Source organism: Micromonospora sp. MP36, from assembly GCF_008119785.1.
GTDB lineage: Bacteria > Actinomycetota > Actinomycetes > Mycobacteriales > Micromonosporaceae > Micromonospora.
On the sequence record NZ_VSFA01000050.1, the window covers coordinates 41,365 to 51,974 of the forward strand.

The following is a 10,610-nucleotide window of genomic DNA, read 5'->3' on the forward strand; positions in this document are numbered from 1 at the left end:
GTTCGCTGACCGCACCACTGCCCGCCCGCACGCACGGCACGGTCCGACTCAGTCCATACTCCTGAGCCAGTCGCACTTCGCTGGGCAGCGATGCGGCGGGCGCGAGGTCGCCGGACGGCCAACAGACCACCTCCAGGCCGGTGCGGGTCGTCTCGGGCGGTGGGCGCGCTTGGTCTGCTGGCCGATCGGATCGGCGGTGGTTGGCCGGCCTGAGCAAGCTGGTTGGCCGATTGGGATCTTTGGTGCAGCTCCGCCACCGGTTCCCGAGGGGGCACTGGGGTTGAGTGTTTGAGCAATCGCGGGGTAAGGGCGGCGCCATGCGTGCCGGGCTGATGAACAAGCTGGAGCGGGCGTCCGCGCTGGACCGGGTGGGGGACCGGCTCCAGCCGAAGGTGTGGTCGCTGCTGCGGCCGCAACGGGTCAAGGATGCGCTGCACGGGGTGTGGCTGGGCCATCCGCTGCACCCGGCGCTGGTGCAGGTTCCGATGGGCGCGTGGATGAGCAGTGTTGTCCTCGACTTGATGCCGGGGCGGCGGACGCGAGGGCAGGAGCGAGCCGCTACGACCCTGGTCGCGGTCGGCACGGTGAGCGCGCTGCCTGCCGCGCTGACCGGCATCAACGACTGGTCCTGGCTTTGGCAGGAGGAACGGCGGGTCGGCCTGGTGCACGCTGCCACGAACACCCTGGCCGTCGCCCTGTACGCGGGCTCGCTCGCCGCCCGCTTGCGGGGGCGGCACCAGCTCGGCCGCATGTTTGGTCTGTTCGGCCTGACGGCGGTGAGCGCGGGCGGTTACCTCGGCGGCCACCTCGTCTACAAGCAGACCGCGCAGGTCAACCAGGGCGCCCCGGACATGCACCGGGTCGAGTACGGGTGGCGCTGGGTGGCCGAGGTCGACTCGCTGCAGGAAGGCCAGATGCTGGCCCGGCGGGTCGACAACGTGCCCGTGGTGGTCTACCGCGACGGCACCGACATCACCGTCATGCTGGCCCGCTGCGCCCACCAGAGCGGGCCGCTCGACCAGGGGAAGATGATCCAGGTCGACGGGCAGGCCTGTGTCGTCTGCCCCTGGCACGGCAGCACGTTCCAGATGAAGGACGGAGAGGTCGTGCACGGCCCGTCCAGCACCGACCAGCAGGTGCTGCCCACGCGGATCACCGACGGCGTGCTGGAGGCCGCACTGCCCTGACCGCGAGGGGTGGCCATGGTACGGCGGAGCGGTCCTCCTGCTGGGGGCGCTTCTGGGCTTCGTCGGCCGCCGCTGCCCGGGGGTTAAGGCCAAGGCGGGCCGCAAGCGGCACGCAGGAACTGAGACGGTATGAAGCCCTGCGCCGTCTCACGCAGGCGACGCCGGGTACCGCCGGGCCGAACCGCGACCGCTACGGCGGCCGTGCCGCGCTGCCGCAGCGGGTGGCAGAACCCGAACCAACCCGTACCCATCTGAAGTATTCTGCGCTTTTAGTGGCAAATCAACGAGGGGGCGTTGTGCGAGTCGTAGTTGTTCATCAGGGGCCGAGCCTGACCCAAGAGCGATACGAGGAAACCGTCCGCAAGCTCAGCGGCGGAAAGAGCCGCATGGAGAAGCCGGAAGACTGGCCCGTCGAGGGTCTGCTGGTGCACATCGCCGGACAGGGCGATCATGGCTTCCGGGTAGTCGACGTGTGGGAGTCCGAGGAGGCTGCCCGCCGCTTCGGCGACCGCCTCATGCCGGTCCTGAAGGAAGTCGGCGTCGAGGTGCCGCCAGAGATCTACCCGGCGCACACCTTCGTATCGGCCTGACCCGGACCAGATCCAGGCGCTGCGCCCCGTTTCGTATCCGAGCGGCCGGACCGCAATGCTGCGCGGTGCGCTGACGCGGATCGGCGGGCCACGTCGCCAGCACACCGGAGGTCAGGCCAGCACGCCACGACGCCGAGCGAAGTGCCCGCCCGGCCTGCTCCTGCGCCATCCGCACGACCCGGTCATTGACCCTCACACCCACCGGCGCGGTACACCGAGGGTCTCACCTCTCAGACAGGTTCATGATGATCGACGGGCGAGGCGGGCATCTCGTCGGCGGTTGAGCGGAAGAGCGTCAAGTTGATCGGACCGGAGGCGACCACCCCGTCATCGTTGTACCGTAATTGCAGGCTCAGTTCATGCACCGATGACCGATCCGCCGCGATGCTGATGAGGAGTCGGTCACTCTCTCCTGGTGCCAAAGAATGGGACACCGGGAGAGTCTCGATGTAATTTTTACCATCGCTACGGAGTTGCACGAGATACTTGTGTGACGGCGGAAGTGGTGCACCGGCCCCGGGCTCGTTGAGGGATATTGCCGATCGAATCGCGTTCGTGCGACGAGTGTGCGACCCGTCTATCTCGGCTTGGTCGTACTGCAGCGTTCCGGCGAGCTCCACATGCCCGTCGGGAAACGGGCCGAGAGCGCGAAGTCGCAATGTCGCGTACTCGGCCCTGTCCAGCCGCCACAGCTGGTGACCTGACGAGTCCTCGACGAGTCTGCCTAGCCCCACGTCCGTGCGTATTGGGACGCCTTGACGTGCAGCGCCGCCTCGTGGAACAGAACTGTCCTGTTCGAGTTGTTGACGATTTTGATATCGAGGATCGGCCAGTGGAACGACTCCTCCCACGGGCTGTGCCAATAGTGTAGTGGCGTGATTTCGCCGCCATCGCGTACCGAATTCAGATAGGGGATCTCCGGCTCGATCAACAGCATTCCGCCGTCGTGTCGAGCTGTGTAGCGCAGGCTCCCCGCGTCGTCATACAGGGTAGAAGTCGGGTCCTCGTGGGTGGACACGATCAAGGTCGGCTCCGCAGGCGCCTTTTCGGGTCTGCCCGTCAGCAGAGCCGCTGCCGCCAGGACAAGACTGCCAATCCCGGATATCCAGCTTGCAAACTCTATCGCCTGGCCGCCCCAGATGAGGGAAGCCGTGATCAGGCAGGCCGTTCCAACCGCTGCGATTGTCGCCCACAGATACCACGACCGGCGTCTCATCCAAGCATTTTCGTTGAGACTGCTGGCTGTGTCGAGGCTGATTGCCGCATCCAGGAATCTGCAGTGAGAGGCGATCGGCTCGTACCGGGAGTACCCGCTCGCCGTCGCGATCCCCTTGCTCGACGGCGGCACGTGGTGGCCGCGGCCCGCGTTCGTCGGTTGGCAACACGAGTGGATCACCTACGTCAGCAACCGCTGGCCGACACCGTCCAAGCAACAGGCGTGAGGGAATCAGCACCCCGGATGGCCGGTGGGACGGGAGAGAAGATGAGCCGGAACAGGTGGCTGGTCGCAGTGGTGGCGGTTGGGGCGTTGCTCGCGGGCTGCGGCGAACGGGCTCAGCCGGAGACGACCGCTGCAGGTAGGGCCAGGCCGCCGTTCCCGAGTCGACTGCGGGTGGGCTGCAGGTGGACCCAGTCGGGCTGATCGGTTCCTGGACGCTGGCGGGGGTCGACGACGGCGCGAGCCGGGGCCCGATAGGGACACCGCCCAATGCGGAGAGGGCTCAGGGATACGGCGGTGATTTTGTATTCGGGGCAGCCGGTTTCGGTGTCGGTGGCGTCGGAGGTGAGGGCGTTGGTGGGGGTGTCGGGGAAGTTGAACGCGGTGAACATCTGGCCGGGGGCGATCGTGTCGGTCAGGTGGACGGGGAAGGTGACGGTTGCGCGGCGGCTGGTCACTTGGACCAGGTCGCCGTCGCTCAGTCCGAGCCGTGCGGCGTCGTCGGGGTGCAGGTCGAGGACCTCGTCCGGGCGGAGTTGATGGTTCGGGGTGCGGCGGCTCATCGACTGCTGTTGTAGTGCACCAGCCGACGCCTGGTGATGAGGATGTACGGGAAGCTGGTGTCTGGTTGCTCTCCGGGCGGCAGGTACGGGCGGGCGGCCAGCGCGGCCCGGCCGTCGGGGGTGGCGAATGAGTCGAGGTAGAGGCGTCCCCCTCGCTAGGTTGGTTCGTGCTGCGGCAGGGCCAGTGCAGTGGCCCGTCGCGGTCGAGTCGGGTGTGAGATGCCGGCGAAGGTGGGGGTCAGTGCGGCGCATTCGGCCATCGCGTCGGCAGGGGTGGGGCAGCCGAGGTCGGCGCCCATCGTGCGGGCCAGCAGGTGCAGGATGTCGAAGTCACTGCGGGCCTGCCCGGGTGGGTCCAGCGCGGGGCGGACTCGTTGGATGCGGCGGTCGAAGTTGACGAAGGTGCCGTCCTTTTCGAGGAAGGGCACCGCCGGGAACACCACGTCGGCGTGTTCGGCGGTGGTGGAGAGGAACAGGTCGTGGTTGATGACGAGGTCGCAGGCGGCCAGTGCCACGCGCACGTTGCCGCTGTCGGGGTCGGTTTGTGCGATGTCCTCGCCGATGACGTACATGGCCCCGCACCCGTCCGGCGATGGCTGAGGCGAACATGTCCAGGATGCGCAGCCCGGGCCGGGCGGGCACGTCTGCTTGCCAGGCTCGGTTGAATCGGGCGCGGACTGCCGCGGCGGTTCAGAGCAAGCTGCTCGACGAAGGGTTGGAATGTCGGTCGCATGCGTCTGGAGGCGGGTTATGGAGCAGTTGGGGGCAGCGGCGGCTGGACGAGCTGTCAACGGTCAGGAGGGAACAAGATCAACCTTGACATTTGCGTCTGCGGGGGCCGTTACTGCATCAGCTCTGTGTGTGGGTGGTCTGGGAAGGCGGGGCAGGCGTAGATCTGTTGGTTGAACCCGGCTATGGACACCATGGCCGGGTGTGCCGGGTCGGGGTAGGTGGTGTGTGAGGCGGCGGCTTGGTCCTCATACGGGATCCAGCTGTGGTTGCTGTCGTCCCATTCGTTCGACGCGATCGTCAGCAGCGGCACCATCTGCGTGTTGCAGGCGGGGCAGTGCTGGGGGTGGGGGTCGGTGAAGGTCCAGGGAGCCCAGCCGCCGACCTTCCAGCCGGGTGCGACGGACAACTCGTACTGGTAGAAAGCCGCCTCTGCCTGGTCGTAGGCGCTGCCTGGTTCGGCGCCAGCCTTGTGGCGCGCGCTCCACTGCTCTACTTGCTCGCGCAGGTCCCGGTCCAACTCCAGGGGTGCGGGGTACTCCACGACCTGCTCCGGGTGGACGAGGCACGGTTCTGGCACGTAGCCCTCGTGCTGAACCACAGCCGGCTCTGGGGGGGCCGTGAGGATGTCGGTGACGGCGGTTGAGGAGTGCCAGAACAGCGCGGTCTTGGGTATGTACTGTTCAGGGTGGTCGAAGGGGCACCACAACACCTGGAGCATGTCCGCCTGCTCAGGCGGGCGTAGGAGAGGCACGTCGCGCACGTAAAGCTGGGCGACCGGCAGCATGGCGATCGGTTCCTCGGGCCATGGATGACCGACATCGATCCGGTCCACCACCGCCTGCTCCTCCGGGGTGAACAGCGTGTCGCCCTGCGGCCGGTTATTTGCGGACGCCAGGATCCGTCGCAGCAGCCTAACGTCGGCCGGTGTCGTGGCGGGCCTACCGTCCGGTTCGTGAGGACCGTCGCAGTGCGGCCACGGCTCGGCGGCTGGCCACAGCAGCGGACCGCCGATCGAACTGCCATTGGGGGACGGCGAGCCGGGGCGCGGGTGCAGCCGGGTCGCCGTGCGTGCCAACGGGGCCAGCCGAGGGAACACCGCCACGATGTCCGCCGGCCGCGGTGGGGTGGTGCGGGTCATGTCGGCTCCTGGTGGCCCGGGGATTTCAGTTTCCGAGGTTGAGCAATCTTCCGCCGACGGTCCGATCGTTGGGGATGACGACTCCGCTGAACAGGGGCCGGGTCATTCCATTGCTCATCTGAACGGTAGCGCTCATGGTGACGGACTTGGGGATGGTGCTGGTGGCGTCCCGATAGTGGGGTGTCACCTGGTAGTACACCGCTTCACCTGTAGTCAGCCTGCCTACTGCGGCTTGGGTATCACTCTCGTATGTCCGCATGCTGGGCGTCCCGGTGTTCATCCCGACCTGCCAGCAGGGGACAAGGTTCACCGCGATGCCCTTCCCGCCGAGGATGTTGGCGACCAGGTGGCATCGGGCGAGCCTGCCGCCGCCGTTCGCGGCGGCGAAGATTTGCGCGTCCTGCCAGCCGGTGATGTCGCCTTGGGCGGCGCTTCCCTGGCCTCGGGGTTTGGTCAGACAGGCTGTGGCTTGGGTCGCGCGGGCGCCAGGGCGCCCCGCGGGGGCGGTGGTCTTGTTGCGGTGCGTCACCGGCTGGGTGGTGTTGAGGATCCATCCGCCTCCGCTGCTCTTCGCACCCGAGGGCCGGGAAACTAAACAGGCGGCCCTGGTGGAGGACGGCGATGGGGTTATAGGTGCGGGCGAGGCGCTGGAGCTTGGTACCGGACCGGCAGTTGGGGTTGGGGAAGGCGTTGGCTGCAGGCGACTGAGGGCATCATCGAGCCACTCCTGCAGTTCGTCGACGATCCGCTGAACCTGCACCCGCGTCATCGCACGCGCTAAGACTTCGGCTTGCGCCGCGTAGACGTGCGTACCCCGCTGATTACGGGCTCGCAGGTACCAGCTGGTCCAAGCCGGTGAGGTGTTGGTGCAGCTCAGTTGACCGGTTGCGTTGACTGGGAGCGTGCCCGTGGTTGTGCAGCCGCCTACTGGTCGGCCGTCGCCCGTCATGGTGACGGTCATGGTGGCGCTCGCGGTCTTGGGAGCCTCCAGATCCTTGCCGACGAATCGACTGTTGACAATGACGGTCACCCGGCATGCCCCGGGACCGCATCCCGTGAACTTGGCACTGCCCTTTGCGGTGAACTGGTAGGACAGGTCGAACGACTCCTCCAACTGCTTGGCATTGCTGACCAGGTCTCGGAAGAGTGAGTTCACTTCGGCTTGTCCCATGTCGGCCAGTCGGACGCGCCCGGACAGTGCTGGCGCTGGCGCCGCAGACGTGATGCGTCCCCAACTCACCTGTCGGGATTCGCGGCTGCCGCCCGCGGCGGTCGACAAGCGCCGAGCGCCTTGCAGGGTCGGCAACTTTGGCAGCGACGGCAGGTTAGGCACGGGAGGGGCGGCAGAAGAACCCTCTCCGCTCGGTAAGTTCGGCAGGCTGGGCAGTGACGGGGGTCCGTCGGCTCTGTTCTTCGGTGCGATCTGCACCAAACGGTGCGGGCTCTGAGCGGTCACATAGATGTCAGCCTGCGAAGTAGTGGCCTTCCAGGTGTTCCTGCCCTCCACCGAGGTTGTTTCGCCACGGGAAGGAAAGGAGGTACCCGTGGCGCGTAGGCGTTCGTCGACCGCGTCGGCGAGGGATCGGGGCGTGAAGGGCTGCTGGATGACGGGATTGACCGCGGCGGCTCCCGTGATCCACTTCCCGCTCAACAAGCTGGCTTGGGCCCGGGTGGCGCCAGGCATCGGAAGGCCCTGCTGGAAGCGGAGGTAGGTCCTGCCGTCAACCGTCAAACTCTCCATGCCGATGCCAGAAAAGGTCATCATGCCCAGGGAATGCCCGCCGCTGGTCGCTCGTGTCGTGGTCGCCATGCCGCCCACGTCGGAGGTGTAGTGCACGGCCGGTGACCGCCGTAGCGCCTCGACGGCCTCTGTAAAGGCATCCTTCGTCGTCAGTTCCGGCTTCTCGCGATCAGCTGTGCAACCGGTCAACGACAGCGCCAACAATGCCGTGCCGCACGAAAGCATCTGTCGCCTGCTCATGGTGTCCTCCCCGATGGACTGATTGAGCCGCGAAGCGTTGACGTTAATCGATCGAACACGTGGGTGCTGTCCGGTACCTGACTGCGGAGTCCACGAGAAGGGCCTGGCAACGCGCCAGCGCCGGCGACTGGACAAGCTATGCCGCAGACATCAGCCGCCGAACGACGAAGAGGTGAAGGCATCGACTCGCCATCGAGCCGGTAGCGCCAGGTCGGCATCGCGCCTGGGTCGTCCCAGTCCTGACTCTGCTGCTCTCCCTGTTCCTGGCGTCCATGCTCAATGTAGGCGGCCAGGGACGGGGTGGGGCGGTCACCGGGGTGCGCGGGTCGACCGCATACAAGGTGGTCTACTTCTTTCCGCAAGTGGTGTCGGTCGTGGTCATCGCGATCGTCTGGAAGTACGTCTTTGCGCCGTCCAACGCGGGTGGTGTGCTCAACAACCTCCTCGAGGCGGTCGGTCTGGACCGGCTGACCCGGCTCTGGCTGGCCGAGCCGGCGTACCTGATCGGGATCGTCGTCGTCATGACATGGTTGTACACGGGGTTCTACGTCGGCAAGGCCGGCAGCTGCTGCGGCGGCCGTGACGGCATGCCGTAACTCGGGCACCCGCTCTGCCGTAATCGTCTCAGCCAGCAACGTCGCGTCGTCGCTCCCGCTGTCCTACTGCGTGTCCGGGCTGGATCGCAGAGGGAACGAGGGCCGGCTCAGCGCGCCGATGTCGGTCACCGTGAGGTAGAAGACCTGAGACGCTCACCGGTGGCAGAACCGGGCCATCGTAAAGGGCGGGCCGGGCTGCGCGGTGGGCCGCCAGACCGGGTTCAGCGTGATCGCCAGGGTGGGTGCAAGCCAGGCATCTCCGAGTTTCTGGAGGGGGCCGAACTCGCGGCGGGGGTGGTTGACCTCGGCGCCGGCGAGGAAGGTGGTCAGGATGTCGTTGGCGCTCATCCGGCCGATGATTCCCGCGTGGAAGGTCGGTACCTCGACGACCGGAATCGGGATCGTCTGGCCGGGTGGGGCCTCGGCCGCGGCCACGGTGGGCAGGAACGCGACAACGCGTACGCCCGGGATCGGGCACAGGATATGGAAGCGGTAGAAGGGCGCCTGGTCCAGCAGCGAGCGGACGAACGGCTCGTCGGGTGTGCTGGCGGCCCGGTTGCCGATGGTCGTCACCTTGAACATCACCCGCAGCAGCCACCCGGCGGCCAGCCCCCAACCGGTACTGGCGTCCGGCGGAGGATAGTAGGTGCGGCCGGCGCGGGTCAGCGGGCTGAACATTGCCAGCGCCTGCACCGGAGGGCCAGGCCGGTTCCGGAGGTAGGTGAGCGCCACCACCACTCCCTCGCTCTGTGCGATCAGGGCGATCGGCCGGCCGGTCCGCCGGTGTACCGCCTCGACCTGCGCGGCCAGCAACTGTGCGCTGGACTCCAACGATCGGTGGGTGGCGTTCGGCCGGTAGGACAGCGGGTGACCGTGCGGGTCCAGGCCGACGTACGAGAACAGCTCCACGTTCGGATCCGCCGCAGGGCGGCCGTCGTATGCGGAGTCGTGTCCGGCGAGCAGGATCACCGCGTAGGGCACGCGCGGCGGCAGCGGCCGGGTGAAGATCGGCGGTGTAAAGGTGTTGGCCTGGTTGCCGGGTTGGGAGAGCCACTGCGACGCCAGCGGAACGGCTAGGGCGAGCACCACGACGATCGGCACGACCGGCACCCGCGGCCAACGTACCCGCTGTTGCAGGACGGCCGCGTGCACCGTCTGCCGCCAGAGCAGACCGTTGAGCGCGCCGACGGCAGCGGCGACGAGTGGCGTCCAACCTTCCGGCGTGGTCCACACCAGCGCGCCGCCAACGGTGATCACGGCGAAGTCGAGTAGCGACCAGCCGACCAGTTCAATCGACGGCAGTCCGCGCCACCACGCCCGACCCACCGACATCCGCTGCAGGAAGGGGGCGAGCAGCAGCATCGGAATCAGGGCGGAGAACAGGAACCAGGACAGCGAAACCACCGACGCGGCGACCGCGTAGGCGGCGAACGGCAGGACGAGGACCGCCCCGAACGCCGCCACTCCGATGTTGCGCAGGAGCAGCGCCCGGTACGGCGGCCGTGGGCTGCGCGCTGGCCAGGCCAGGCTGACTATCGTCGCGGACAGCAGCCCACGCAGGGCGATCAGGGCCAGCAGGCCGGCGCCGAACATGAGCCAGGTGTTGTGGTAGACGAGCAGCCAGCGCATGTCGTGGTAGGAGTCGTACGGCCAGACTGCGGTGCTCTGCGGCGCCAGCCCCTCTGCCGTGAGGAACCTGATCAGCACCAGCACGAGGACCTCGGCCAGCGGAACCGCCGCAGTGATACCGAGTAGCGCCAGCAGTCGTCGGTGCGTTGATCGCACGAGCCCTCCTCCAGTGCACGTGGCGCGACGCCAACTCTGCCGCGTTCGGCGATCGCATAGGGCTGAACGATCAGATCGGTCCGTCAGTCGCCCCCTGCGGCGACCGCACCGACGACGTCGGTGGGGTTGCTGGATGGGGCGGCAGGGGCACCAGCGGGACCGCGAGGTACGGCTACGGCGCCGTGAGGCCGAGGCTGATCGTCCCGTTCACCGTGGCATCGCCATCGTCGCCCTCCAGCGACCAGACCATTGCTCCGGCCAGGCCGGCCCGGCGGATGCACACGTCTTCTGCAGCACGACCGCTGGATCGTCGTGCATGCAGAACGTCGTGCCGTCGAACACCAGGCGGGCCCGGCGCGAAGTTCGCGGTGAACGCGAAACCGTCGCAGGCCAGGGTCTTGAGCCGCCGGTAGTCCTCGTAGCCGACCTCGAAGGCGGCCAGCGCCGGCCGGGCCGCGGGCTGGAACAGGCCGTTCCCGCCCGCCGGTGACGCCGGTCCAGCCCCGGCCCTTGTACGGGATGGCGAGGACCGGCGTGTCACGTAGTACACCGCAAGCGATCCAGCGTCCCTGATCAGCTTAGCGATCCTGAGTCGGATTT

9 protein-coding genes and 1 pseudogene are annotated in these 10,610 nt (G+C 67.5%); 3 read left to right on the forward strand and 7 right to left on the reverse strand.

Annotation, left to right across the window (positions count from 1 at the left end):
* The first annotated feature begins 317 nt into the window (after nucleotides 1-317).
* Both FXF52_RS26190 and FXF52_RS41835 read left to right on the forward strand, forming a co-directional pair.
* Nucleotides 318-1,187 carry a Rieske 2Fe-2S domain-containing protein gene (locus tag FXF52_RS26190; protein ID WP_148800994.1) on the forward strand — a complete coding sequence of 290 codons (870 nt, stop codon included), beginning with the start codon at nucleotides 318-320 and terminating at the stop codon, nucleotides 1,185-1,187.
* A gap of 386 nt (nucleotides 1,188-1,573) precedes the next feature.
* Nucleotides 1,574-1,777 (forward strand): hypothetical protein, encoded by a 204-nt coding sequence (locus FXF52_RS41835; protein WP_187413702.1) that lies wholly within the window; start codon nucleotides 1,574-1,576, stop codon nucleotides 1,775-1,777.
* A gap of 724 nt (nucleotides 1,778-2,501) precedes the next feature.
* Here the strand turns inward: FXF52_RS41835 and FXF52_RS26200 are convergent.
* The 5 genes from FXF52_RS26200 to FXF52_RS42550 form a co-directional block, all read right to left on the reverse strand.
* Nucleotides 2,502-2,993 carry a hypothetical protein gene (locus FXF52_RS26200; protein ID WP_148800996.1) on the reverse strand — a complete coding sequence of 164 codons (492 nt, stop codon included), beginning with the start codon at nucleotides 2,991-2,993 and terminating at the stop codon, nucleotides 2,502-2,504.
* 338 nt (nucleotides 2,994-3,331) lie between these two features.
* Nucleotides 3,332-3,778 carry a molybdopterin dinucleotide binding domain-containing protein gene (locus FXF52_RS42540; protein WP_222870684.1) on the reverse strand — a complete coding sequence of 149 codons (447 nt, stop codon included), beginning with the start codon at nucleotides 3,776-3,778 and terminating at the stop codon, nucleotides 3,332-3,334.
* Between the two features lie 155 nt (nucleotides 3,779-3,933).
* Nucleotides 3,934-4,569 (reverse strand): molybdopterin oxidoreductase family protein, encoded by a 636-nt coding sequence (locus FXF52_RS42545; RefSeq protein WP_370518025.1) that lies wholly within the window; start codon nucleotides 4,567-4,569, stop codon nucleotides 3,934-3,936.
* Between the two features lie 50 nt (nucleotides 4,570-4,619).
* Complete coding sequence (locus tag FXF52_RS26210) at nucleotides 4,620-5,345, reverse strand: hypothetical protein (protein ID WP_222870686.1); 726 nt, start codon at nucleotides 5,343-5,345, stop codon at nucleotides 4,620-4,622.
* A gap of 328 nt (nucleotides 5,346-5,673) precedes the next feature.
* The gene (locus FXF52_RS42550) at nucleotides 5,674-7,629 is read right to left on the reverse strand and encodes a DNA/RNA non-specific endonuclease (protein WP_222870687.1); all 1,956 of its coding nucleotides are present in this window, start codon (nucleotides 7,627-7,629) and stop codon (nucleotides 5,674-5,676) included.
* 272 nt (nucleotides 7,630-7,901) lie between these two features.
* Between FXF52_RS42550 and FXF52_RS26220 the strand changes: the two genes are divergently transcribed.
* A complete protein-coding gene (locus FXF52_RS26220) occupies nucleotides 7,902-8,225 on the forward strand; it encodes a sugar ABC transporter permease (protein ID WP_148800998.1) in 324 nt (107 codons plus the stop codon).
* A gap of 153 nt (nucleotides 8,226-8,378) precedes the next feature.
* Here FXF52_RS26220 and FXF52_RS26225 read toward each other — a convergent pair whose 3' ends face one another.
* Together FXF52_RS26225 and FXF52_RS26230 are read right to left on the reverse strand one after the other, a co-directional pair.
* Nucleotides 8,379-10,010, reverse strand: coding sequence for a hypothetical protein (locus tag FXF52_RS26225; protein ID WP_148800999.1), 1,632 nt, complete (start codon nucleotides 10,008-10,010; stop codon nucleotides 8,379-8,381).
* Nucleotides 10,011-10,182: 172 nt separating this feature from the next.
* Nucleotides 10,183-10,610: pseudogene (locus tag FXF52_RS26230) on the reverse strand (hypothetical protein); the annotation flags it as partial.

What these genes read in the sequence shown, in the direction of transcription:
- FXF52_RS26190 (WP_148800994.1), top strand. Translation starts at nt 318, where the DNA reads ATGCGTGCCGGGCTGATGAACAAGCTGGAGCGGGCGTCCGCGCTGGAC.
- FXF52_RS41835 (WP_187413702.1), top strand. Translation starts at nt 1,574, where the DNA reads ATGGAGAAGCCGGAAGACTGGCCCGTCGAGGGTCTGCTGGTGCACATC.
- FXF52_RS26200 (WP_148800996.1), bottom strand. Translation starts at nt 2,993, where the DNA reads ATGAGACGCCGGTCGTGGTATCTGTGGGCGACAATCGCAGCGGTTGGA.
- FXF52_RS42540 (WP_222870684.1), bottom strand. Translation starts at nt 3,778, where the DNA reads ATGAGCCGCCGCACCCCGAACCATCAACTCCGCCCGGACGAGGTCCTC.
- FXF52_RS42550 (WP_222870687.1), bottom strand. Translation starts at nt 7,629, where the DNA reads ATGAGCAGGCGACAGATGCTTTCGTGCGGCACGGCATTGTTGGCGCTG.
- FXF52_RS26220 (WP_148800998.1), top strand. Translation starts at nt 7,902, where the DNA reads ATGCTCAATGTAGGCGGCCAGGGACGGGGTGGGGCGGTCACCGGGGTG.